This window comes from Paraflavitalea speifideaquila, from assembly GCF_032395985.1.
Taxonomy (GTDB): domain Bacteria; phylum Bacteroidota; class Bacteroidia; order Chitinophagales; family Chitinophagaceae; genus Paraflavitalea; species Paraflavitalea speifideaquila.
The window spans coordinates 6,346,704-6,370,528 of sequence record NZ_CP135920.1 but is presented as its reverse complement, the minus strand read 5'-3'; the positions used below and the strand labels follow the sequence as shown (position 1 = coordinate 6,370,528).

Genomic DNA, 23,825 nt, shown 5'->3' with positions numbered 1-23,825 from the left:
TATTCCATACCAATCATAGATTTCATCTAAAAAATCATATTACCTGTATCTTTCAACGTATCACCTGTATCCGGTAAACTTGCGGCTACTTCGCGCAATCTTGCCCTTCCCGCTAATAGCTAACTCCTAATTGTTAACGTGTAAAGCTCGCGGCTCGTAGCTCACAGCTCGCAACTTGTCCCGCCTTGGCGGGAGCTTGTATTCCTATTCCCCTATCTTTGCGCCATGCATTATGTTTCGGTAGAGGGACTTACTAAGTCATACGGTATCAAGCCACTTTTTGAGAATATTTCATTCCACATTGAAGAAGGTGATAAAATTGCACTCGTTGCCCGTAATGGTAGCGGCAAATCCACCCTCCTTAAAATACTGGCAGGCAATGAAACCCCCGATGAAGGGAAAGTGTGGATCAACAAGGAAGTAACTGTAGCCCTCTTCGATCAGGAACCCGTTTTTCATGAACACCTATCTGTACTGGACAATATCTTCCACCACAACCATCCTGTGATCAATGCCATCAAAGAATATGAAGCCGTTAGCGAAGAGGGTACTCCTGAACAGGTAAGCGATGCCATTGTGAAAATGGACGAACTGGGTGCCTGGGACTTTGATGCCAGCGTACAACAGATACTAAGTAAACTCAATATCCACCACCTCAGTCAACCTGCCTCTACCTTGTCGGGCGGTCAGCGCAAGCGCGTAGCCCTTGCCAAAACCCTTATTGATATTGGTTTTGAACACAAGCATACCCTGCTCATCATGGATGAACCTACCAACCACCTTGATGTGGAAATGGTAGAGTGGCTGGAGCATTACCTGAGCCAGCAGTATGTAACCTTACTCCTCGTTACCCACGACAGGTACTTCCTGGACAATGTATGCGAAGAGATCTGGGAAATGGACCGCAGCAGCCTTGTGGTATACAAAGGCAATTACGAAAACTACCTGGAGAAAAAAGCAGCCCGTATGGAAAGTGAGGCCGCTAGTATCGATAAAGCCCGCAACACCTTCCGCCGTGAATTGGAATGGATGCGCAAACAGCCCAAGGCCCGCACCACCAAGTCCAAAAGCAGGCAGGATGCCTTTTATGTGGTGGAAGCTAAGGCCAAACAACGTATCGATGAGCAAAAACTCCAGCTCGAAATGAAAATGAGCCGGTTGGGAGGTAAGATCGCCGAACTGAAAAAGGTATATAAATCCTATGATGAAAAGATCATCATGAAAGGCTTTGACTATACTTTCAAAAAAAGGCGAAAGGGTAGGAGTGGTTGGTAAAAATGGTGTGGGCAAATCTACTTTCATCAATATCCTGCAGGGTATGGAAGAACCCGATAGCGGTAAGATCAATATTGGTGAAACCGTCATCTTTGGTAACTATTCACAGCAGGGACTGAAGATCAAGGAAGACATGCGTGTGATAGAATTTGTGAAGAATATTGCTGAATCCTTCCCCTGGCCAGTGGCGGCTCCTTAAGCGCTGCTCAATTCCTGGACCTGTTTCTATTTCCACCCGATCAGCAATACACCTATATCTCCCGCTTAAGTGGGGGTGAAAAACGCCGGTTGCACCTCCTGTCCATCCTTTTCCGCAACCCCAACTTCCTCATACTCGATGAGCCTACCAACGACCTGGATCTGCCCACCCTGGGTATCCTGGAAAACTTCCTCAATGATTTCCAGGGATGCCTGCTCATCGTGTCCCATGACCGCTACTTCATGGACCGCCTGGTAGATCACCTCTTTGTTTTTGAAGGAGACGGGCTGATCAGTGATTTCCCCGGCAATTATACCCAATACAGGCTGGCCGAAAAAGACAAGGATGGCAATGCACCCACTGGGCCCCGCCAGGATGTATTGACCGAAAAAGCCCCTCCTGTAGCAGAAGCCCCGTCAAGGCCACCGAAAAAAGGAAACTGACATATAAAGAAAAAAAAAGAGAGTTTGAAACCCTCCAACAGGAAATGGCTGCCCTCGAAAGGAAAAGGTAGCCGTAACCGAAAAACTCAACAGCGGCAATGCCCCTTTTGATGAACTCCAGCAACTGGCTGTGCGGATTGGTGAGATCACCTCCCAACTCGATGAAAAAGAACTCCGCTGGCTCGAACTCAGCGAAATAGAAGGATAGACCGGAAGTCCGGAAGTCCGGAAGACCGGAAGACCGGAAGACCGGAAGTCCGGAAGTCCGGAAGACCGGAAGACCGGAAGACCGGAAGACCGGAAGTCCGGAAGTCCGGAAGTCCGGAAGTCCGGAAGACCGGAAGACCGGAAGACCGGAAGACCGGAAGACCGGAAGACCGGAAGACCGGAAGACCGGAAGACCGGAAGACCGGAAGACCGGAAGATCGAAAGATCGAAAGTACTACAGTCTTTCAGACTTCCCGACTTTTCCGACTTTCCCTGACTTTCCCGACTTTCCCGACTTTTCCATCAATGGCAAGAAAACCACAGTTCGTTCTCCTATTTTTGGCCTCCTAATACAAAAACAATACAATACATGAGAAAACTATGCCTGGTAATGGCATTGGCTGCCCTGATAGGCCTATTGGCCCAGAAAGCTGCCAACCCCGCTACCTACGCCAGCACCATTACCGCCGAGGACCTTAAAAACACCTGTACATCGTGGCAGGCGCCGAAATGGAAGGCCGTGAAACCGCTACCGAAGGACAGCGGAAGGCGGCTGCTTATATCGAAAACTACTTTAAAGAATTGGGCCTGGCGCCCGGCATCAATGGTGGATACCAGCAGCCTTATCCCGTTTTTCAGGATTCCCTGGTAAGGGCTTCCCTGGAGATTAAAGGCAAGAAGTTTCAGTTTTTACCGACTTCGCCACCAGCCTCAGTTCTTCCAATTCATCTGCTTTCTTGACTAATGAAGTAGTTTTTGTTGGATATGGTCTCAGCGATTCTTCCCGCGACGATTACAAAGGCATTGATGCCCGCGGAAAGATCGTATTGGTATTGGCCGGTACCCCGCCTACTACGCAAAAACTTCCTGCAGGCACACTGCGTGGTTATGCTGCCCCTCCTGTAGTGGAAGCAGCCCTTAAAAATGGTGCGGTGGCCGTATTGCAGGTGCAGCCCGGTTTCCCACGCCGGACAGGTGCCAGCAGAGGCTTTCAATATGTAAACGGTTTCCGCAAAACCATTTACCCCAACCTCTATGCTATTTCCGATCAGCTAGCCGAAACCATTATGGGCGCCGACGATTATGCAGCCGCTAAAGAAGCTATGAAGGCCGGCAATCCCCATCCTAAATCCTATGCTGCTAATGTAGCTGTAGAGTTCAATAAAATAGTGACTGCCCTGGAAAGCACCAATGTAATTGGCTTCCTGGAAGGCTCTGACAAAAAAGATGAATACGTTTTCCTCACCGCCCACTACGATCATATTGGTAAAACCGCTGCCGGCGTGATCAACTATGGTGCTGATGATGATGGTTCCGGTACCGTTAGTATCCTCGAATTGGCCGAAGCCTTTGTGAAAGCAAAAGCTGCTGGTAAAGGTCCCCGTCGTTCCATTGTCTTCATGACCGTATCTGGTGAAGAAAAAGGATTGTGGGGATCGGCTTACTATGGCGATCATCCTGTTTATCCTTTGGAGAAAACTACTGTCGACCTGAACATTGATATGATTGGTCGCATTGACCCCAAACGCAAAATTGGCGACTCAACCAACTACGTGTATGTAGTGGGTGATGATAAACTCAGTTCCGACCTTCGCCCCATCAGCGAAGCCATGAACAAGAAATATACAAAACTGGAGCTCGATTATAAGTTCAACGATCCCAAAGATCCCGAGCGTATTTATTATCGCAGCGATCATTACAATTTCGCACGCAAGGGTGTTCCCATTATCTTCTACTTTAATGGTACCCACGAGGATTATCACCGTCCCGGCGATACGCCCGATAAGATCAATTATACCCTCATGGCCAAGAGAGCACAATTCGTGTTCTATACTGCCTGGGAAATGGCCAACCGCAACGACATGCTCAAAGGGATATCCCTTTAGACGCGCCAGGGAGATAAGTAAACCATAAGGCGCCCTAAGGCCAGCCTGTCAAAAAAATAAAAGGGTGGATCGCTTTCCGGCAATCCACCCTTTTCTTTTATGTACACTCAAAACACCACTCCCAATAATCAATAATCCCATCAAAGCGAAGGGCTCGCAGCTCGTTGCTCAAAGCTCGCAGCTGTTTTCTCAATCCTATAACACCACCTGAAAAGTTTGCCCTGGAAATCAAAGGGCGTGGTAGCTTTTGTAATATCCCGGATAGAGCCTGCCAGTATTTTATCCTGCTCCAGTACAAACCGGCGGTAATTCGTACTGAAATAGATAACACCACCTTCGGCAACTGCCTGCAAGGTTTTATTCAGCAGTTCTACATGGTCCCTTTGTATATCGAGGAAATCGACCATTCGCTTGCTATTGCTGAAAGTAGGAGGGTCCATGATCACCAGGTCGAAAGAACCCGGTTTCAGCGTATCCAGGTATTGCTTCACATCTGCATGGATATAGGAATGCTTTTGCGGATCATAGAGCTTATTCAGCTGCATATTGTCTTCCCCCACTTCAGGTAAGTTTTGGAAAGGTCTACAGAAGTAACTGAAGCCGCTCCGCCGGCGGCGGCATATACTGAGAAAGAGGCCGTATAACAAAATAGATTAAGTACCCTTTTATTGGCGGCGGTTTCCCGCACCAAACCCCGCGTAATGCGGTGGTCCAGGAACAAACCCGTATCCAGGTAGTCTGATAAGTTCACTTTGAACTGTAAGCCCGCTTCCCGCGCCTCGAAGAAAGCTTCTTCAGTAGCTACCCGTTGATATTGCCCCAGCCGCCCCTGCTTACGTTGCCGCTGCCGGATGTACACATTGTCTGAAGCCAGCTCCAGGATCTCACTGATGATCTGGATACAGTCTTCCAGCCATTGTTCATGTTCTTCCTCCGTGAGCGAATGACGCCGTTTATATTCCGCCAGGTAAATATTTTCTTCATAGATCTCAATGCAGAAAGGGAATTCAGGCAGGTCATGATCATACACCCGGTAACACGTAACCCCTTGCCGGCGTGCTTGCTTGCTTACGTGCCGGTATACCTTCGTAAGCCGGTTCCTGAACATCTCAAATTTATCAGTTGACATGCCCCAAAGATATACAGTAATGGCGAGTAGCAGGTAGTAAGTGGCGTTCCACTAGCCTTCGTCATCAAAGTGTATTCGCTCGCAGCTCACAGCTCACAGCTCGAAGCTCGTAGCTTACAGCTCACAGCTTTTCTTTCCGGTACATCATCCCAAACCCAATACTACTGATAACAGATATGCCACCTACCAGCCACCACAATACACTCCAGCCTCCATGCTCTGCTACCTGCGATCCCAAAAGGGCCCCAGCGTTTGCGCTACCGACCAGGCAATCGTATACAAGCCGGCATATTGCCCACGGTTATGGTTTCCTGAGCGGGCAATCCAATACGAGTTCATAAACGGCATCGCCAGTATTTCACCGAAAGTGATCAATGCCATCATCGCAATCGCTAAGGAAGCATTCATGTGAAATACATTCAACATCAGGTACGCAACACCACATAGGAATACGCCCAGCGTTATATAATACAATTTGCTGCGCCTGCCTTCCAGCTTAAACACCAATACCATTTCGATCAACGTAATGATCACTCCATTCATGGCATTCAGCAAGCCGATATATTGCTCGGAGAAATGAAGTACATTTTTGTAGTAGGCCGTGAGGTTATTGAAGATCTGGAAAAAGCTGGCTGCGAAAAGCGTAGTCAATACAATAAACCATAGGAATACCTTGTCTTGGTAAGCTGAATGCGATGGATCAGGTATCTCTTTGGCGGCTTCCTTTTTAGCTACCTGCGTTTTGGAAGGTGGTAGCAGGAACCACATGAGTATGGCAGCGGCAATATTGGTGCAACCGTCTACCCAAAACAACAACTCATAATCGTAGGCTGCTATTAATCCACCAGCGGCACTACCCAGGGCCCAACCCAGGTTAATAGCCAGCCGGTTCAGCGAAAAAGAACGCGTACGGTTTTCAAGCTTGCTGTAATAGGCAACGGCCGTGGAATTGGCAGGGCGGAACGATTCATTCACCAGGCTGAGCAAAAAGCTCAATACACATATACCGGGGAAAGACCGCATTTGTCCCAATATCATGAACAGGATACCGCCACCTGCAAGCGCTATCATTTGTACCTTGAAGAAGCCAATCTTGTCTGTTAAACGTCCACCAAGGTACCCCCGGCAATCGCTCCCAGGCCAAACAACCCCATCACGATGCCAGCCTGGCCAATACTATAACCCACCGAAGGACTGATCAGGTAAATCGTCATAAAGGGCAGTACCATCGTACCACTCCTGTTGACCAGCATAATGAAGGAGAGCCACCAGGTGGCGGGAGATAGACCACTGTAGGCGTTTTTGTACAGCGATAAGCTGCTTGTTAGCATGGCTATGGTATAAGTGCGCAGCAAAAGTAAGCATAGCCCCTGGAAATAGAACTACCCTTCTTCATCTAAAACCCATACCCTATGTACAAAATAAAAACATCCCCAATGACGGGGATGTTTCTTTATAATTCGATTTACGACGACTGGCTCACAAAAAACTCATCTGTATTCGCTCGTAGCTCACAGCTCGAAGCTGTATTCATTGCCGATTTACGATCCAAACACCTTCTTCAGCGTGTCCGTAACCTCGCTGCAGGATCCTTACGGATCTTCTGCTCCTCAGTAGCTACCTGGAAAAACATGCCGGTAAGCGCTTTATCCGTTACATAACCCGACAGGTCGGGGTTTACTTTAGATACGAGCGGGATCTTATTGTAAGCATCCATCACCGTTTTCCAATGTTTGGTGGCGCCTGTTTTTCAAGAGCGCTTTCTATCACCGGGCGGAAGGCGCTGGTTAAAGCCGGCGTTGTTTTGCCCTTGAGATAACTGGTAGCAGCCGTATCACTGCCTTTCAAAATACCCAGCGCATCCTGGAAGCTCATCGTTTTAACCGCATCCACGAAGATGGGGGCAGCCGATTTGGAGGCTTCTTCTGCAGCCCGGTTCATCGACAAAATGGCGTCATCTACCAGTTTGCCCATACCTGCACTCCTAAGCGTTTTTTCCACCTTCTGTGCTTCGGGAGGCATCAATACCTTGATTGCAGCATTGGCAAAGAATCCATCTACGGAGGATAACTTATTAGCACCGTTTTGGGCACCAATCGAGAGCGCTTCTTTCAGCCCTGCTACAATATCATCATTACTAAGGTTGCCGCCCTTGGCTTTATTAAGCAATCCACTGGCTTTTTCAGCAAACCACCACCGGAATTCTGGGCATTCACACATACTGAAGACAATAACAATAAGGGTAATATCAATTTTTTCATAGCGACATTATTTCGTTAAAAGTAACGTCGGTTTCTATAAAAAGTTGTTAATCCTCAATTATTTAATCTCCTGTTAAACCCAACACAAACTATCAATGGCTTATCAAAGTGCTTCCCTCCTTGCCTCGTTGCCTCAATGCCTTGTTGCCTTTAGATTTATTTGATCCATTCAAATCCTTCGGCCCGGGGCATATTGTTGAATACGTGTAATATCTGTTCAGGCGGGGCCGCTAACTTGCGCAACTGCGTATTGATCCAGGCCCCATCCACCGTAATGATAGCAGCCAGCGTATCTGCATTTTTATAAATATGATGCTGGATACTCCAGCGGCTTTGGTCTTCTTTGGCCTTCGATAAGTGCAGGTCGATCGTTACCGCATCTCCCAGTTTGATTTCCTTGCTGAATATACATTCCTCGCGAAACAGGATAGGACCCAAATAGTGCTGTGCCATAAAGCTTGCTGTGAGCCCATGCGCATCCAAAAGGCAATGCGGCAATAAGCCCCGTAATCATAATAAACCGAGTGGCGCAGGTGGAAATTGGGATCCAGGTCCGACCAACGCACTTCTACTGTTTTAACATAACTACTCATAAATAAATTTTATTAACCTGATCGGTAAAATTATACCATACCAAATTTATTGGCTAATTTTCATATTGAATCATGCGTAAGCTGGTAACCATAATATGTCTTTTTGCTTTCCTGGCCTTACAATATGGCAAGGTAGTAAGCTATTGGCATTGCCGTTTAACAGCTCCCATTAATTGCGATTGCCAGAAAACCCTTACCAGCCATAATGAAAAAGATCATGCTACCAAACCTGTCATGATTGCCAGGGAAAAGGCGGAAGAAGTATACCTGTCTCATGAATTGACTACCCACGTTTTTGAAGTATTTACTACCAATAATTGCCAGCAAAGCCACTACCTGTCACTGATCCCTTCCGATCATACAGTTGCTATCTTCCAGCCTCCCAAAGCATAAATTTCCCTTATTGTTATTGATGCGTTAGATTCCTTTCAACAGGCATTTACCTGCGCGTATGCGTTCGGTTTGTACACAGTACCATGATGTACTTGTTGCTTACCAATACCCCTGCCATTAGGTGCATGCGGGTATGGCTGCCACAAACTCATGGAGCAACCTGCCCGGATGTTCTTTTGCGATGTATTCCATCGTAAGGCCTTGCTATGCCTGTAAGGAAAACAATTATTGTAAACACACACAACTATCAATCATGAAACAGTTAACCATATCATTCTTTATTATCAGTATACTATCATTCACTGCCGCTTGTCAACATCGTACCGTGGCTACTGCTCCTGGCGCTACACCTGTACCCACACCTGCCAATATTGAATACAAGGACGCCGGCGGAAATATCAACCTCCTGGGTACAAGTTCCAGGGAACGCCTCACACAGGCGCCTTTTGATACCTGGTTCAATACCAATTATGCAGCCTATACCATTGATACCCTGGCGGCCAATCAATTAAAAACCCTGGTAAAAGACAAACAATTCCTCATCTTCATGGGTACCTGGTGCGGCGATAGCCGGCGCGAAGTGCCACGCATGTACAAGCTACTGGATTATTGCGGTGTAAAGCCTTCCCAGATCCAGCTTGTCAATGTAAACAACCATGATACTGCTTATAAACAAAGTCCTACCCATGAAGAAAGAGGATTGTACATTTCGCGTGTACCCGATCTGCTGGTATATGACAACAAGCAGGAAAAAGGAAGGATCGTTGAATTGCCTGTAACCACCCTGGAGCAAGACCTGCTGACCATCCTCACCAACAAAGCCTATAGCCCCCGCTATCCGGCTACCGCCTACCTCACCAATTTGTTCCAAAGCCCTCAATGGATGTCTACACCCGCCAGTCACCAAAAGGCTGCGGAACAACTGAGGCCCATGGCATCTTACTGGGGCGAACTGACTTCTTTTGGCAGAGTACTCTGATGGGCGGTGAAACCGAAAAGCCATTGATGCCCTGCGCATCAATACCCTTTATTCCCTGCCGAGCCGGCTACTTTTAATTACCTGGCTACAGCTTACGTGAAGAAAGGCAATAAAATGGCCGCCAAAGAATGTTGCGAAACAGTACTTCGGTTGCAACCAGGCAACCAACAGGCTACTGCCATGTTGGATCAGCTTAAACAATAATCAGCCAATTCCATGTATATCGGATTGGCAGGTTGGTATAATTGATGAAGCAATTGGTATAAATCACCAATAGAGCAGGCCCGGGAATGATACTTTCGTCATCAACAAAAAAGTATGACCATGAAAAACTCATTCCCGGCCTCTTTATGGCGCTCCTCTGCACTGCTACGGCCAGTGCTCAATTACATGTGGGGGCCAGGGCTGGCGCCAACCTCACCAAAATGGATAACGAAGCATTCACAGATCATTACCGGCTAGGATATGCCGTAGGCGGTTACCTGTATGTTAATTTTATGCCTTTCCTGGGTGTACAAGCCGAAGTGATGTTCAACCAAACCAATACCGAGGTGCAATCCAACCTGTCTGGCGTATACCAGAACCTGCTCAAGGGCAATAAAAACTCAACTACCTCAGCATTCCCCTCCTGCTCCGCATCCATGCAGGCAAGCTAATCGCTTTCCATGTAGGACCGCAGTTCAGCATACTGATGAACAAGAACGATAATTTACTCCAAAACGGTAAGAATGCTTTTAAGAAGGGCGATTTTGCGGGCATCCTGGGTGCCGAAGTCAGTCTCGCTTCTCTGAAGATCTATGGCCGGTACATCCTGGGGTTTTCTGATGTGGGCAAAATCGGGGGTGATGTAAAAAGCAGGCAGATACAGGCAGGAATTGGATTTAACATTTTTTGATGATTAGGGTTTTTAAAACCTGTTCCGTGGAGAACCACAATAGTGTCCCAGTATTCTGTGGACACTATCTGTCGTTTGGTCCCTATTGTAATACCTCCCACTTATGACCTGCGCAATAATTTCTTACCTACAAATTCATCAAAAAAGTAAGCCCGGTAACTATTACCGATAGGTATCTCCTGCCCTTGCATAAAGATGGTATTGTTATCAAAGGAAACGATATGCCGGAAGTTAACAATGTACGATTTACTGACCCTTATGAAATACTTCTTGGGCAGTTGATCATAGATCGTTTTAATATTCATCGCCGTAATGATCTTTTGAGCCCGCGTATGGATCACTACATAATCCTTGAGCCCTTCAATAAAACCAATATCCTCAAAATGAACTTTGAATATCCTGCGTTCTGCCTTTACAAAAATAAAGTCATCCGAAAAGGTTTCAATTTCATTACTATTGCCTGTTATTTCCAGTAACGCGTGATAGGATAGCGCTTTCTGCACCGCCTTTTGAAAGCGTTCTCCCACTACCGGCTTCACCAGGTAATCGATCGCATCCACCTCATAACTATCCAACGCATATTCCGAAAAGGCAGTAGTAAAAATCACCAGCGTGTGCGAGGGCACTGTTTTGGCAAAAGCAATGCCATTGATGCCCGGCATCTGGATATCGAGGAAGATCAGGTCAACCTGGTTGCTACTAATAAAATCACCGGCTGCTATGGCGCTGCTGAATGCACCCATCAAGGTCAACTGTGGGGTGCTGCTTACCAATAACCGGATCCCTTCCCGCGCCAGCGGCTCATCATCTACTATAATGCAATTCATAATGGAATACTTAAATGAAGCGTATACAGATCAGTTTTGTCCTGGATGTCCAGGATATGTTTTTTCGGATACAACAAGGCCAGCCTTCTTTTGGCATTGGCCAGCCCCAGCCCCCATTGAGGCCATGCTTTACTGGTAGGGCTGGTTTTGAATTAATACAAGAGAAATATAATGTCGATTGTTCTACCTTGAACGTTACGTGCACAAAAGAGGCTTTATGGGCGTCCATATTATGTTTTACTGCATTCTCTACAAAAGTGGTAAATAGGAAAGGAGGGATCATAATACTGTCCGTATCTCCCTGACTATATACCGTGAAATCAAAATTGTCCCGGCGTATTTTCTCCAGGTTCAGGAAATCCGACAGGAAATGAATGTCCGAGGATAATAAGACCTTGTTACGTGCACTGTCATACAATTGGTAGCGCAACAGGTCACTCAATCGCATCAACACCTCCGATGCTTTTTGGGGTCCTTTTGCGTGAGCACGTTTGCATTGTTGAGCATATTGAACAGGAAATGCGGATTGATCTGGCTTTTCAACTGGTCGAGCTCCGATTGCATCGTGCTTTTTTCCAACTCATGCATGCGGTGGGCATCCATTACCCATCGCTGGAACAACTTGATGGCTGTAAAAGTGGCAAACAGAAAGCTGAGGATGATGGTAAACCCCAGCATATCCACCCACCAGCTATTACCCGTGGCTGCCAGCGGTTCCTTGCGGATGTATTGCAGGAAAAAATGTTCAGAGAGTATAAACAGTAAAAAGGCAAAGGCCGATAACAAGAGTACCGCCAGAGTATAAAGAATATACCTGCCTTTCAACAAGATGCGGGGCACCAGTAAATACAAATTGGTATATAATAAAAGCAGGATCACCGCTAGCGCCCAAAGACCCACATACCAGTCGTAGTTGCCTGTAAAATCCGCTTTGTCTTTATACAGCAGCGTTGAAAATGCCAACAGTAACAGCAAATGACGGAATATGCGGTACCGCGGGCTTACCAAAAAGCCCAGCATCCGGTCATTATGAATATTGGAAAACAAAGTAGTAGCCGGTTTATCCATGGCGTAAAAATAAAGGATAGCCCGTAAACCCGTCTTACCGCCCATCCGGGCATCAAGACAGTTTTACGGGCTGCTATTAACGGGCAGTGCAATAACCTAATGCCAATAACAGAATCGCGATCAAGGCTATCATATCGTGAAGGGATTGGTTAATAGTATCATTGTATTTTTGTCAGCAGGCTCCGTTCCTCCAGTTTACCACTTTTGAAGGATTCCGTTTTCACCACCCCATTTCCCGGCGCGTACCATTCTTGCACCTCTAACTTGATGGGGATACTGAACAGCCCCATGCTAAAACGCATATCCAGGTTGTACGAGATCTTTACACAGTTCCAGGTGCCCGCATCAGTAGTTACTTTCTCATCCAAGGAGGCTACCTTTCTGTTGTTGATCTTTATCCGCACTTTTACTTTCTTTCCATCCGATATTGATTCCATTTCAAAATCTATGTCCTGGCCAAGCACCTGTCCTGGCCTCATGTCAGGTGGGTATACCAGGAAAAATTCCTCCCCTTTTTTAGATTTCCCTACCGACACTTTCAAGATGCCACCGGAACAGTAATAAGTACCTTGCTCTTCTCTTACTTTCCCTCCCTTGCTTTTGGTTATTTGTGCATTGGAGTTGATCTCATTGCCCGTTCCCTGAACACTTGTTATCCGGTAACTGTCCGTTCCCGTTACCGTTCCATTGCCGTCATAATTGGTCATTTCAATGGTCCCTTTGTTTTTAGGTAGAATAAGCCCCCACAGTTTTGTGCATACACCAGGGGCTGCTCATCAATAGGAGCGTGTACATGGCTACTTTTTTTCATCAACGGCTATTTAATTGTTAATTGATCCGTTAAAAGTAGCTGCCAGGCCAGCGCCGTTCGCGGGTTTTATACAAGCCGGTATAGCTTTTATACAAAAGCCCCTTTTAATAAAGAATCCTCATTCCGCCAGCCTTCCCCCGGCTATCCCTGGCCGCCTGTATGAGGCTGTAGGGCGCCCAGCCTGTCTGGCAGGCCGCTGGCCCGTAAATCAGGTGCCGCAGGCTTGTTTTCCTGATTGGTTTTCCTACATTTGGACCCTTAAAAACAATTGAATGAAAAGAACCAGTTTTTTTATAGTGACTTGTTTTGCAGCGGCCACCGCTTTTGGACAAACCTCAAAGCCTGCAGCGGGTAAGCCTGCAGCTAAACCAGGTACGGCAAAGCCCAAAACAGGCCTTACCTCCGTAGCCATGAAAAACTCGACAGACTCCTTCAGCTACGCTATTGGCCTAAGTATTGCCAATTTCTATAAACAACAGGGCGTTACAGGAATCAATAACCAATTGGTGCTCAAAGCCCTTTCTGATGCCAGTAAAGGTACCCCCGCACTGAATGAAGAACAGGCCAACGGCTGTATCATGAACCATATGCAATCCGCCCGCAGTCAAAAAGCCTCCGGTGCTAAAAAGGCTGGACAGGCTTTCCTGGCGCAGAATAAAACCAAAGCAGGGGTAGTAACCCTGCCCAGCGGTCTCCAATACCAGGTGATCCAGGAAGGTACAGGGCCCAAGCCAACACCCGCCGACCAGGTAAAATGCCATTATATAGGATCGTTTATTGATGGAAAAGAGTTTGAAAGCTCCCGCAACAATGGCCAGCCAGCCACCTTTGGCGTGGGTCAGGTGATCCGCGGATGGACAGAAGCCCTGCAACTGATGCCCGTAGGCAGCAAATGGAAATTATTCATCCCCGCTGAACTGGGTTATGGCGATGCCGACAATGGCCCCATTGCAGGCGGTTCTACCCTCATCTTTGAAGTAGAACTGCTGGAAATAGTAAAGCAGCCGCAGACGCAACAGCCTCAGCCTGTGCAGCAGTAATAAGAATACAGGAGACAGAATTTAGAATACAGAATTAATACAGGAGGCGATCGTTTACTCCTTAATTAATTTCAGTCTGGATAAAAAGCAAGAGGTCCGAATGATATTCATTCGGACCTCTTGCTTTTATGAATTAACGTAGATTACGTCGTAAGAACGCAGGTATGCAATACAAGTATCAACAAATTCTGTGTGCTGTATTCTGTCTCCTGTATGCTAAATCCTGTATTCTAAGCCTTCCTACTCCTTCATAAACTTATACTGATAGATTCCCTTTCCTTGTTCATCTGTTACCAGTACCAGGTATACGCCCTTGGTCAAGGACTTAACATCCAGTAAGGTATTGCCTTCTGCTACCGGTTTAGTGATCAACAGGCGGCCATTCACATCCACTACCTTAATAACAGACCGTGAAGTGGCGCCAGCTATATTCACATTCAGGGTGCTGACAGCCGGATTGGGGAATATATTTACCTTAAATGCACCGGTATACTCAGGTGCTCCTGCTCTGGAAGCTGTACCGAGGGCTACGCGCAGGGTATAGCAAACCGTTGCATTGTTGGCATTGCTGTAACCATACACGCGTACATAATAAGTGCCGGCTGCCGCTGTGTAATTGATGGTTTCACTGCTGGTGCCTCCCAACTGGGAAATAGCTACCTGTGTTTGGGCACTGTTGAACAAGCGGATATCATAATCGGCTGGCAGTGTGCTCAGCGTGATGGTTATGGTTCCACCGGTGGTGATCACAAATTTATAATAATCATTATCCCCACTTGGGCTGATGAGGCCGGTAATATTGGTATTGAACGGAACGGTGACGGCCCCGGCAAAGTTGCCATTGGTAGCATTGTCATAAGCACTGGCGCATCCTGTAGCGGTAGTGGTAAACTGGGCTGCAGTATATGAACTTGTACCCGATGTACAATTGGCCCGTACACGCCAATCATAAGTGGTAGAAGCCGTTAAGCCAGTTAGGTTGACTGAGGTACTGGTTGTTGCAGTAGCTGCATTGATCCAGGTACCAGAGGCGGTAGTCTTATAATCTACATCGTAGTTATTGGCCCCGCTTACGGTTGTCCAGCTTACTGTGGCTGTGGTAGCGGCAACAGCTGAAGCTGTTAATCCTCCAGGCGCTGTACAAGCAGGTGGCGTACTGCTGATGGTAAAGTTGACATTGGAAATATCATAGAATATATTTCCTACTGCTTCGATTTTTACCCGGGCAGTTGTAGTGAGGTTATTAGGCACAGTAATGGCTTCCGATCCATCATTGGGGGTACTGGCCAAAAGTACGATGGGGAAGGTTGTACCACCATCCGTTGATAAACTCACCTTTACATTAGCGCAGCTAACAGGCGCTGCATTAGAGCTATTCACACTCCAGGTAATGGTTTGAGAAGTACCTGGCACCCAGGTTACGGCGGTATTGGGTGCTGTAACGGCAAATGGACCTGCAGCAGCAGAAATGACCACCTGCATATCATCACTGTTGTTATTGCCGCCACCACTATGGTTATCCCGTACCGTGAACCTGAAATTGAGGGTACGTGCTACGGATGGCAGCACTTCCCATTTATTGGTATTGGTACCACCTAATACGGAAGCCAGGTTGGGGAAGGGCCGGGAAGAACTGGTGGAATAGGTTACGCTGCGGAACTGCGGCCCCGAAGTAGCAGTTGCCGAAGGAACGGTAGAGGAACCGGAAGCATAATTATCATATTGTTCCCAGGTATAAGTTAATACGTCTGCCGCATCAGCGTCGCTACCTGTTCCGCTAAGTACAAAAGGTGTTGACTTTGGAATGGTGTAATTGGCGCCTGCATTGGCTGTAGGCGTGGCATTGCCGGTAATGGTCACTACGGCGCAGCCTCCACCGGTAGCACCTTTTACATAATCAGTTACCTGTTCCACACTTTTGGCATGGAAATAATCATCACTATGGGGCTGTATATCGGTAGTAGCCCCGGTAATACCTGCATAACCCATGATGGTACTACCGCTGCCTGGTTCCATATTGGCGCCTGTACCTTCTGTTTGGAAAGAGAAGGTGTGGTTGGCGCCAAACTGGTGGCCCATTTCATGGGTTGAATAATCCACCACAAAAGGATCGCCTTCGGGCGTGGTATGGGAAGTGAAGCCACTGCCTTTGGAACCGGTTACGCAAACGCAGCCTATACAACCGGCATTACCATTATTGGAACCCCTGTGTACGAGGTGGCCAATATCATAACCGGCATTACCGATCACAGCATCGATTGTTTGCTGCGTTTTGGTATTGTATTCAGTGGTCCAGGGATCGGTGGAAGCGTTGAGGTAAATGATGAGGTCATTGTTGGCGATCAGGTTCATGCGAATGCCAAAATCACGCTCATAGATACCATTCGTCCTGGTCATCAGCGTATTCATGGCAGCCAGCACTTTGGCCCTGCGTTGTGCATCGGTTGTTTCTGTACCGTTGAGGAAGTAGGTGGAGTATTCACCGGTAGCTGCCAGTGCCAGGCGGTAGGTGCGTAACCTGCCATCATCGGCACCGCGCAATGCTTCGCCGGGCATGTTGACCGATGGCTGGTGGGTTTTGTTGCCTTCCTGTGTGAAGCACTGAAAAACATTCCGGTAATCAATTACATCCTGGCGTGAGAACACCACGTAGTACTTGTCGTTCCGGTCTACCGGATCAATGTAAATAGTGGGCCGGTCGTAGGATAAGATCATGCCGTGAAATCCGCGTGGGGATACATCAAAACGGATGGTAGAGCCAGGGTGGTCAATGCCTTGACCTGCATAGGATTGGATCTCGGGATAACGTGCAGCCAGCCTGGCGTCCATTACGGGAGCTGATACTACACTGAAACGTTCCAGCTTGCCATCTCCAACGGGTACTGAGATAACGAAAGTAGATTGTGCCGCAGAAACCTTTGTTTCTGAAGGCGAATTGCGTAAGGTGCGTTGGATAGACAATTCATCCAGGCGGTAAATGCGGTAAGCTGTAGGCTTGATGTGGACAGTGAAAAGGTTTTTGGTGATGGTGGATTCATTGACGGGCGCCCATTCATCGCCTTGCTGCGATAGCGCGCTAAATCCAACCAACACTAATGCAAAGAGTAGTGTAATCTTTTTCATGTGACGTAGGTTTTTGTTGTACCTAAATATAAGTTAAATAATAATCGTTTGCCCAAGGGCGTTTGGGTAAATGTTTTGCACCTTTCATAAACTACCGATTGAAGCATCGTGTTATTACTATATAAATATAGAAGCATGTCCATCATTCTGAACATGCTTCCATAAAAGGTTAATTTATTATTACTTAATTGTTATTACCATCACCACTATCCGATTTCTTTCGTAATTGTTCCAACAGTTGCAATCCTAATAGGCCATTAATTGCACCATTGCCTTCTCCGCCACCACCTATTAAAACATCCGGCATGATCTTAACCTGTTGAGCGCCTATGGATTCCATTATTTTTAGCTGAGTAAAATTGTCGCCACCCATGCCTTCCACTGCCAATTTATAGCTTTCGGCCGAAGATTTACCAATGGCCAGTATCTTCTCAGCTTCTGCATTACCGGTAAGGGATATCTTCCCGGCCTCTGCTCTGGCCAGTAATTCAATCTTTTCTGCATCGGCTTTTGCCAGCAACCTTGTCTTTTCGGCCTCACCACCCGCCAGCAGTTTCAATCTTTCGGCATCCGCCGTTGCCTGATCTTTACACTGTTGGCATCACCGGTGGCTTTCTTAACCGATGCATCTGCAATGCGTTCTGCAATCAATACCCCTTGATCGGCTTTCACAACCTCTTTCTGTATCTCGGCGATGGCCGTTTCCTTTTCCAGTGCCTGACGGGTTTCCTGTGCCAGCCGCTGCGTTTCATACGTTACCTTCTGTTCTTCCGCCAGCTTCCGGTCGGTGAGCGTTTTCATCAAGGATTCAGGCGGTACAATATCACCGATCAGGGTATCGACCCCAAACACATTGTATTGGTCCAATACATGGCCGATATGCTCCCGGGCCGATTCCTGCCTTTCTTTACGACTGGTTAAAAAGTCAATCACTTCGGCGCCTTGTGCCGAGTTGCGGAAGTAGTTGCCAATGGTAGGCTCCAATACCTGGGTTACCAGGTTGCTCATATTGCCAAAGCGGGCAATCACTTTCGGCGCTTCGTTAGTGGGTATATGGATGATCTGCGATACATCGAGGTTGAAGGTGAAGCCATCCTTGCTGCGTACGGTGATGGTAGACAGGTTTTTGTCGAGCTGGTGCGCCTCACTGCGCGCACTGGCCCAGTTCAGTACCAGGTTGGTAGTAGGCACCAACTCCACTTTCATGATATGCGAATTGATGGGGTACTTACCAGGGCCCAGTGGTTCGGCCCAAACACCTCTTTGTTGTTTGGATACAATATTGCCATGCTTGAACTCGGCGCCACTAAGGTCCACCCCATCATCGCCCACATAGGATATAACAACACCTACAAAGCCGATGGGGATCTCTGTCATCCTGACCATTTCAACGCGGGCAAACCAGGGGTTGAGGAAATAGGAACCTGCCAGGATCACCTGTTCCTGTAAACCTTTATAACCGCCGTTTTCGAGAAAAGTATCAACATCCTGGAACCTGTTGTGTATACCGATCATCTTTCCGGCAATCTGACCTTCTTCCAATGGTTTACCTTCCAGGGTGGTTACAATACCCACGGCGTTGTCGGGGATGGTGGTCATATCATACACTTCGATCTCAAACAGGAAGGTATTGATCCGGTAAGACCCGGGTGGGATCAAGGCCGTTTGCCGGCCTTTGCGGCCGCCATTCAGCAGGAAGTTTGCAGCATCCTGGAACGTATCGCACTCCACTTTACGGCTTAATATACGGCCGGTTTCGAGCTCCATGCCGTCTTTGGCCAATACCAGGCCTAGTTTGCCGGTAGGGATCACGGTAAAAGGTTGAAAAGTGATCTCATATTGCCAGATCCATTTCCAGAAATAAACGCCTGGCGGTAAGGTTTGGGCCTGGAAGCCGGCCTCGCCTTTGGTAGCGATGATGCGGCCTTCCGGCAATTCTTGCTGGCCAAATAACACGAACTTTTTGGTCACCAGGCCAATACGGTCTTCCGGAACAATGACAAGGCCAAAGAAGAAGCGAAGGATGAACTTGTATAAAACAAGGGCAATAAGGGGTATGCCAATGAGCATGGCCCACTTGATAAGTGTTTGGGTTTCCATTTTATTTAATGAAGGTTAAAAATGCGTGAATAGTCAATAAGCAACCAGGCAGTATTGCCAAATTGGAATACCACGGGTTGAAGGGCATTGAGGCGCCCAATAATTAAACGGTATACTTACAGCGAACCGGGAGGGGAGGTGTTGTAGATAGTAAACCGGATGGTTTTGTAGAGTGACAGGTAATGACTGCTAAACGGTGCTTTTTCCATGACCGGAAAATTGAATACCCAAAGGTAGAGATTGGTTTTGGAATTCCATAGCAACTGGCAAAATTTTGTCTTTAGATAAGTTTTAACTATCGGGCATTTGCAAAACGGTACAACGTTGTAGTATATTTGGAATAATGACAGTAACCTGTAAAATGTGGCTGTCATCCTTATGACCCTTCCCCGGTTTTCCCCCTGTTCATGCTGAGTTTGCTGTTGCCCTTATTTTTTTCCTGCAAAGAAAAGAAGGTGACCCGTGGTTATTACTACTGGCGTAGTGATACTTATCTGGCTTCGACCGAAACATCCTATCTACGGCAGCAGGGCATTCAAAAATTGTATGCCAAATGCCTGGATATTGATTGGAATATAGCCAGCCACGCTTTTCCGCTTACCATTACGCCGGTGCATGAGACAGCTTTCAACTTACGGCGTAATGATAGCCTGACCTTAGTAGTAGTGCCCGTAGTATTCATTACCAACAAAACATTCCAGCAGATCGACTCTTCCGAGATCCCTTTATTGGCTACCCGTATCTTACGCAAATGTATACCAGGCTTTGATACGATGGCTATCCCGCTGGTATACCCTTTTGGTGATGCTCCCTATCCTATCCCGGTAGAGCTACAATTTGATTGTGACTGGAGTGGTAGTACCAAAAACAAATACTTCTACTTTCTTCAGCAAGTACGGCAGCAACTCGGCAACCGGGCAATAGCCCTCTCAGCCACCGTTCGCCTGCACCAATACAAATACCCTGGTAAAACAGGCGTGCCGCCGGTTAACAGGGGCATGCTGATGGTATACAATGTGGAAAAGCTAACAGACCACCAGGCTACTAACTCCATCTTTGATTATGAACAGGCAAAAAAGTACTTTACTGGTAGTGGCGCTTACCCTTTGCCATTGGACATTGCACTGCCTGCTTATAGCTGGGGCATTGTTTTCAGGCAAGGGAAGTTCTACCAGATAGAGAATAGACTACAGGCCGATACGCTCCGAAAAAGCAGTTTCCTCCGTTATGCACCCCCAATACCTGGAAGGTTACTGCTGATACGGTTTTTTATGAGCTGTTTCTCCGGCCAGGGGATGAGATAAGACTAGAGCAGATAGATGAAAAGACGTTGTTGAAAGTAGCCAGGCTGGCTGCTAAAGCTGTGAATACCGACTCCTTTACCGTCTCGCTGTTTGAACTTTCTGAAGCCGAAATAAAAAACTACTCGCATGCAACCCTTCAACAGGTTTATACTGGTTTTTAGTTGTAGTCTCTTGCTGGTATTGCCCAAAAGATGGCCCGGGCCTGTGCCAATTATACCTGGCCCGGTGAATACCGGTTTTGGCTGCTGCAACCCGATCTGACCAATCAAAAGACCTGAGCCCCTTCTTTTTTTCCATGCGTGATATTTGGCCCCAGGACCCACCTGATGCAGCTCCCTTTCACTACCAGCAAAATGTGCAGGAATGGAAAGCGCTGGTGGGTAACAAAGCGAATGAACAAGACATTGATACGATACTTTACCATACCGAGCCCGATGCATTTGAAAACGACTTCGCGCAATTAACTAAAACAAATTCCTTTGTGAGGGCCCTGAAGCAGCCCCAAAACCGGACCTTGTTGCAATACATGCACCTGGCTAAAAAGATAGAAGCTTATGCCGGCAATCCCGATCCCTGGCAGGAAAACAAATACCCCGATCCCAATCTCGACCGGCTGATCAAGGAGGCTATGGCCTTGTACAATGCTTCCACCAACACTGATATCCGTTTGAGGGCTGCTTATCAACTGATGCGGTTGTATGGTTACAATGGAAATGGCAAACTATTGACCAAAACCTGGGAAGAAAAATAGCCGGTGTAAACACCAATAGTTGGATCAAGCCCGCTGCTTTGTATGAACGGGCCATCCATGCGTCTACCAAAGAAAGGTATTACCTATTGTCCCGCGTATTTGATCAGTCCACCTTTAACCGCAAGTATTGCCTGCTAGACTTTGGCGCCGCGTCGCTCCAAAAGATACTACCCCTGGCGGCCAATGACCATGAACGTACGGTGTTATATGCCATGCGTGCCTTCAGGGATCCCGGCCGTACGCTGCACAATATAAAATTCATTTATAACCGGGAGCCGGGTTATAAAGAGCTGTCATTTTTGATCCTGCGGGAGATCAATAAAACGGAAGATTGGTTGCTTACCAATAAAGTAACGGGGTTTGGTCCTGCCTCGTATAATCGATTCATGATTGATTACGAGCCCGATCTGAAGGAAAATTATAAAAGGGATATTGCCTATACGCGTGAACTCTATGATTTTGTGAAACTGATGCTGGCAGAAGGAAAATGTAAAGACCGGGCTTTGTTGCACATTTATGCTGCGCACCTGGCATTTACACAAGGGTTGTACAATGAGTCGCGCCAATACCTTTCGCAGGCCAAACGTTTGCCGCGGCTCCCGGCCAATATTAAAACCCAATTGTTGATCAATGATTTTCTGCTAACGCTGGAAATGGATGCCTCATTTAGTAAAACATCCGAGCATAAATTAATGCAGCTCCTGCTAGCGTCCGCTTCCACAACAGGCTTGCATAATCCCGACCTGATGCGCGATCAGGTGATATTGTATACCGGCCGTAAACTGATACAAAGAGGGAAAGGGCAAAAGGATTGCTACTATTGGGCAAAACCCGCCGGGCCTTGGGAGAGCTGCCCATAGGAGCTTATAAATCGGTGTATGAATGGATATGGCAAAAAGCCACTGCTGCCGATTATGACGATATGCTGCATATCCTGAACAAGGAAAACCCAACATCCTTTGAGCAGTTTGTCACCAAGGGCGTGTTGGGCGCCCCTGGCATTATAGGGATTGGGGCTTGGATGGTGCGGAAGGCTGGAACCGCAACAAGTTGCGAGACCTGCAAGCCGGCTGGTATATCAGGCAGGATAGCCTGGAAAAGGCCCTCCTGGTTTTGAAACAAATACCTGCCTCCTTCTGGAAACAGGAGCCCTACAGTACTTATATTGAGGGCGATCCTTTTTTACCTCAATATCAATTTTCCCCGGATGAGGCAGGCTACTGAAAAGAACTATAGCAAACCGCAGGTTGTTGAAGCCATGATACAGTTAAAAAGAAGGCGCTGGAAGAACCCAAAAACGCCGCCAGGTATTATCACCAATTGGCCAATGCTTACTACAACCTAAGTTGGTATGGCAGGCATTGGATCCTATCAAGCCCTGGTCGTCAGGGAACGATATTAGTGATACAGACAATGACCCTGCCGACCTTGGTTTTAAGGAAAATTATTATGGCTGTAGCAGGGCCAGGGAGTATTATTTAAAAGCTTTCTGGAAGACCAGAGATAAGGAGCTGGCTTCCAAATGCGCATTTATGGCCCTGCACTGCGACAGCAATTACGGGTGGTACCAGGAGGCAGCAGGCATAAAGAAAAAGCCCAGGATAGCCGATGTTGGTCATTATTCCACCTTGCTAAAGCGCAAGGGGTTTGACAACAGCTACTATCGTGAGCTTATTGAAGAGTGTGCTACTTATAACAGTTTCGTGTTTCCGGCGGGCAAATGATCAACTAATGACGTGGTGTTAGGTTTTGCCCCTTTAAGGTGAGTCACTCTGCCGCCCGGCGGATGCAGCGCTGCAGAGTGGCCCACCTTTGTAACCGGTAACAGCCTTCTAACTAAACGGCATGGGATGTTTAATTTACATTGACCACTTTGTCTTTGGGGTATTTTTACACTATAGCTTACCCGGTACTTTTTGGATTCTCCTGGCGCCAGTTCTGTGAGCCAGTTGAGTAATCCCAATTCTGTATTGTTGTTGGCGCCGCTGATGTCGATCAACTCAACTTCAATATCCTTATTGGTGGAAATGGGATATTGATCTTTCAACATCAGCTGTACATTTTCCTTTTATTATTCTTCACAGTGATCTCATAGGTGAAGACCTGTTTCTTATTGCTGCCCAGGAACTTCACGCTGCTGAAATCTTTGAGCTTTTCCCTGGTTACCACTACCCGCTTGTCTTTACCCAGGGTAAAATTCAATGTATCCAGGGTAGCGTTTGGATCAATCTGTGTTTTACCAATATAGGTACCTTCTAAAATAATATTGGCTTCGCCGGGCAATAGGTTCAGTTTTTCCCAATCGGCAATATCTGCCAGCAGGTAGGCGTCTTTATCTACACGTGGTGCGGTATAATACTTAAATTGAGCCGGTACGGTAAATTCTTTCAATGATACCTGTTGCTCTTTTCCATTGGTAGGCACATCATAAGGGAGGTCAATTTCAAAGGTGACGTTTAGCTCATTATCATTTACTGACACATAATCACTCAATTCGTTTTTGAGGGTAACTACAATGGCTCCAGCAACTGCACGGCTGCC

29 protein-coding genes and 2 pseudogenes are annotated in these 23,825 nt (G+C 47.1%); 16 read left to right on the top strand and 15 right to left on the bottom strand.

Going from position 1 to position 23,825, the window contains the following annotated elements:
- The first annotated feature begins 225 nt into the window (after window positions 1-225).
- The 5 genes from RS881_RS43750 to RS881_RS43730 all read left to right on the top strand — a co-directional run bounded on the left by RS881_RS43750 (window position 226) and on the right by RS881_RS43730 (window position 4,010).
- Window positions 226-1,275, top strand: a complete 1,050-nt coding sequence (locus tag RS881_RS43750; protein WP_315816552.1) for an ABC-F family ATP-binding cassette domain-containing protein — start codon at window positions 226-228, stop codon at window positions 1,273-1,275.
- Window positions 1,265-1,474: an ATP-binding cassette domain-containing protein gene (locus RS881_RS43745; protein WP_315816551.1), complete on the top strand. Its 210-nt coding sequence runs from the start codon at window positions 1,265-1,267 to the stop codon at window positions 1,472-1,474. The genes RS881_RS43750 and RS881_RS43745 overlap by 11 nt, the downstream gene beginning before the upstream one ends.
- Window positions 1,475-1,563: 89 nt before the next feature.
- Window positions 1,564-1,917 (top strand): hypothetical protein, encoded by a 354-nt coding sequence (locus tag RS881_RS43740; protein WP_315816550.1) that lies wholly within the window; start codon window positions 1,564-1,566, stop codon window positions 1,915-1,917.
- 702 nt (window positions 1,918-2,619) lie between these two features.
- Complete coding sequence (locus RS881_RS43735; RefSeq protein ID WP_315816549.1) at window positions 2,620-2,865, top strand: zinc-binding metallopeptidase family protein; 246 nt, start codon at window positions 2,620-2,622, stop codon at window positions 2,863-2,865.
- On the top strand, window positions 2,862-4,010 hold the full coding sequence (locus RS881_RS43730; RefSeq protein ID WP_315816548.1) for a M28 family peptidase: 1,149 nt from the start codon (window positions 2,862-2,864) through the stop codon (window positions 4,008-4,010). Before RS881_RS43735 ends, RS881_RS43730 begins: the two co-directional genes overlap by 4 nt.
- A gap of 140 nt (window positions 4,011-4,150) precedes the next feature.
- Here the strand turns inward: RS881_RS43730 and RS881_RS43725 are convergent, their stop codons facing one another.
- The 6 genes and pseudogenes from RS881_RS43725 to RS881_RS43700 all read right to left on the bottom strand — a co-directional run bounded on the left by RS881_RS43725 (window position 4,151) and on the right by RS881_RS43700 (window position 7,853).
- Window positions 4,151-4,570 carry a hypothetical protein gene (locus RS881_RS43725; RefSeq protein WP_315816547.1) on the bottom strand — a complete coding sequence of 140 codons (420 nt, stop codon included), beginning with the start codon at window positions 4,568-4,570 and terminating at the stop codon, window positions 4,151-4,153.
- Entirely contained in the window at window positions 4,546-5,139 is a 594-nt protein-coding gene (locus tag RS881_RS43720) for a class I SAM-dependent methyltransferase (protein ID WP_315816546.1), read from the bottom strand. Before RS881_RS43720 ends, RS881_RS43725 begins: the two co-directional genes overlap by 25 nt.
- A gap of 222 nt (window positions 5,140-5,361) precedes the next feature.
- Complete coding sequence (locus tag RS881_RS43715; protein ID WP_315816545.1) at window positions 5,362-6,210, bottom strand: MFS transporter; 849 nt, start codon at window positions 6,208-6,210, stop codon at window positions 5,362-5,364.
- Between the two features lie 29 nt (window positions 6,211-6,239).
- Window positions 6,240-6,470 (bottom strand): hypothetical protein, encoded by a 231-nt coding sequence (locus tag RS881_RS43710; RefSeq protein WP_315816544.1) that lies wholly within the window; start codon window positions 6,468-6,470, stop codon window positions 6,240-6,242.
- 230 nt (window positions 6,471-6,700) lie between these two features.
- Window positions 6,701-7,359: pseudogene (locus RS881_RS43705) on the bottom strand (DUF4197 family protein).
- A gap of 197 nt (window positions 7,360-7,556) precedes the next feature.
- A complete protein-coding gene (locus tag RS881_RS43700) occupies window positions 7,557-7,853 on the bottom strand; it encodes an acyl-CoA thioesterase (RefSeq protein WP_315816543.1) in 297 nt (98 codons plus the stop codon).
- 212 nt (window positions 7,854-8,065) lie between these two features.
- Between RS881_RS43700 and RS881_RS43695 the strand changes: the two genes are divergently transcribed.
- The 4 genes from RS881_RS43695 to RS881_RS61980 all read left to right on the top strand — a co-directional run bounded on the left by RS881_RS43695 (window position 8,066) and on the right by RS881_RS61980 (window position 10,260).
- Window positions 8,066-8,386 (top strand): hypothetical protein, encoded by a 321-nt coding sequence (locus RS881_RS43695; protein ID WP_315816542.1) that lies wholly within the window; start codon window positions 8,066-8,068, stop codon window positions 8,384-8,386.
- A gap of 253 nt (window positions 8,387-8,639) precedes the next feature.
- Window positions 8,640-9,365: a thioredoxin family protein gene (locus RS881_RS43690; RefSeq protein ID WP_315816541.1), complete on the top strand. Its 726-nt coding sequence runs from the start codon at window positions 8,640-8,642 to the stop codon at window positions 9,363-9,365.
- A gap of 350 nt (window positions 9,366-9,715) precedes the next feature.
- A complete protein-coding gene (locus RS881_RS61985) occupies window positions 9,716-10,021 on the top strand; it encodes a porin family protein (protein ID WP_315816540.1) in 306 nt (101 codons plus the stop codon).
- Window positions 9,985-10,260, top strand: coding sequence for a hypothetical protein (locus RS881_RS61980; protein WP_315824798.1), 276 nt, complete (start codon window positions 9,985-9,987; stop codon window positions 10,258-10,260). The genes RS881_RS61985 and RS881_RS61980 overlap by 37 nt, the downstream gene beginning before the upstream one ends.
- A 101-nt stretch (window positions 10,261-10,361) precedes the next feature.
- On the opposite strand, the gene RS881_RS43675 is transcribed toward RS881_RS61980, so the two are convergent.
- From RS881_RS43675 to RS881_RS43665, 4 genes are all read right to left on the bottom strand, one after another.
- The gene (locus tag RS881_RS43675) at window positions 10,362-11,087 is read right to left on the bottom strand and encodes a LytR/AlgR family response regulator transcription factor (RefSeq protein WP_315816539.1); all 726 of its coding nucleotides are present in this window, start codon (window positions 11,085-11,087) and stop codon (window positions 10,362-10,364) included.
- A 10-nt stretch (window positions 11,088-11,097) separates the two neighbouring features.
- Complete coding sequence (locus tag RS881_RS43670) at window positions 11,098-11,535, bottom strand: LytS family sensor histidine kinase (RefSeq protein WP_350340320.1); 438 nt, start codon at window positions 11,533-11,535, stop codon at window positions 11,098-11,100.
- Complete coding sequence (locus tag RS881_RS60780) at window positions 11,535-12,200, bottom strand: histidine kinase (RefSeq protein WP_350340013.1); 666 nt, start codon at window positions 12,198-12,200, stop codon at window positions 11,535-11,537. The genes RS881_RS43670 and RS881_RS60780 overlap by 1 nt, the downstream gene beginning before the upstream one ends.
- A gap of 113 nt (window positions 12,201-12,313) precedes the next feature.
- Window positions 12,314-12,862 (bottom strand): TapB family protein, encoded by a 549-nt coding sequence (locus RS881_RS43665; RefSeq protein ID WP_315816538.1) that lies wholly within the window; start codon window positions 12,860-12,862, stop codon window positions 12,314-12,316.
- A gap of 376 nt (window positions 12,863-13,238) precedes the next feature.
- Between RS881_RS43665 and RS881_RS43660 the strand changes: the two genes are divergently transcribed.
- Window positions 13,239-14,006, top strand: coding sequence for an FKBP-type peptidyl-prolyl cis-trans isomerase (locus RS881_RS43660; protein ID WP_315816537.1), 768 nt, complete (start codon window positions 13,239-13,241; stop codon window positions 14,004-14,006).
- A 240-nt stretch (window positions 14,007-14,246) separates the two neighbouring features.
- Here RS881_RS43660 and RS881_RS43655 read toward each other — a convergent pair whose 3' ends face one another.
- From RS881_RS43655 to RS881_RS43640, 4 genes are all read right to left on the bottom strand, one after another.
- The gene (locus tag RS881_RS43655; protein WP_315816536.1) at window positions 14,247-17,129 is read right to left on the bottom strand and encodes a reprolysin-like metallopeptidase; all 2,883 of its coding nucleotides are present in this window, start codon (window positions 17,127-17,129) and stop codon (window positions 14,247-14,249) included.
- Window positions 17,130-17,313: 184 nt separating this feature from the next.
- Window positions 17,314-17,688: an SPFH domain-containing protein gene (locus RS881_RS43650; protein WP_315816535.1), complete on the bottom strand. Its 375-nt coding sequence runs from the start codon at window positions 17,686-17,688 to the stop codon at window positions 17,314-17,316.
- The gene (locus RS881_RS43645) at window positions 17,685-19,229 is read right to left on the bottom strand and encodes an SPFH domain-containing protein (protein ID WP_315816534.1); all 1,545 of its coding nucleotides are present in this window, start codon (window positions 19,227-19,229) and stop codon (window positions 17,685-17,687) included. The genes RS881_RS43650 and RS881_RS43645 overlap by 4 nt, the downstream gene beginning before the upstream one ends.
- A 116-nt stretch (window positions 19,230-19,345) precedes the next feature.
- Window positions 19,346-19,492, bottom strand: a complete 147-nt coding sequence (locus RS881_RS43640; protein WP_315816533.1) for a hypothetical protein — start codon at window positions 19,490-19,492, stop codon at window positions 19,346-19,348.
- 192 nt (window positions 19,493-19,684) lie between these two features.
- Here RS881_RS43640 and RS881_RS43635 point away from each other — a divergent pair, with 192 nt between their 5' ends.
- The 6 genes from RS881_RS43635 (at window position 19,685) to RS881_RS43610 (ending at window position 23,008) form a co-directional block, all read left to right on the top strand.
- Entirely contained in the window at window positions 19,685-20,533 is an 849-nt protein-coding gene (locus RS881_RS43635; protein ID WP_315816532.1) for a hypothetical protein, read from the top strand.
- Between the two features lie 238 nt (window positions 20,534-20,771).
- On the top strand, window positions 20,772-21,284 hold the full coding sequence (locus RS881_RS43630; RefSeq protein ID WP_315816531.1) for a hypothetical protein: 513 nt from the start codon (window positions 20,772-20,774) through the stop codon (window positions 21,282-21,284).
- Window positions 21,285-21,322: 38 nt separating this feature from the next.
- The gene (locus RS881_RS43625) at window positions 21,323-22,144 is read left to right on the top strand and encodes a hypothetical protein (protein WP_315816530.1); all 822 of its coding nucleotides are present in this window, start codon (window positions 21,323-21,325) and stop codon (window positions 22,142-22,144) included.
- Window positions 22,126-22,401 carry a hypothetical protein gene (locus RS881_RS43620; RefSeq protein WP_315816529.1) on the top strand — a complete coding sequence of 92 codons (276 nt, stop codon included), beginning with the start codon at window positions 22,126-22,128 and terminating at the stop codon, window positions 22,399-22,401. The genes RS881_RS43625 and RS881_RS43620 overlap by 19 nt, the downstream gene beginning before the upstream one ends.
- 48 nt (window positions 22,402-22,449) lie before the next feature.
- Entirely contained in the window at window positions 22,450-22,629 is a 180-nt protein-coding gene (locus tag RS881_RS43615) for a hypothetical protein (RefSeq protein ID WP_315816528.1), read from the top strand.
- Between the two features lie 16 nt (window positions 22,630-22,645).
- Window positions 22,646-23,008, top strand: coding sequence for a hypothetical protein (locus RS881_RS43610; RefSeq protein ID WP_315816527.1), 363 nt, complete (start codon window positions 22,646-22,648; stop codon window positions 23,006-23,008).
- Here the strand turns inward: RS881_RS43610 and RS881_RS43605 are convergent.
- Window positions 22,975-23,708, bottom strand: a pseudogene (locus tag RS881_RS43605) (mucoidy inhibitor MuiA family protein). The gene RS881_RS43610 and the pseudogene RS881_RS43605 sit on opposite strands and share 34 nt — an antisense overlap.
- Window positions 23,709-23,825: the final 117 nt, after the last annotated feature.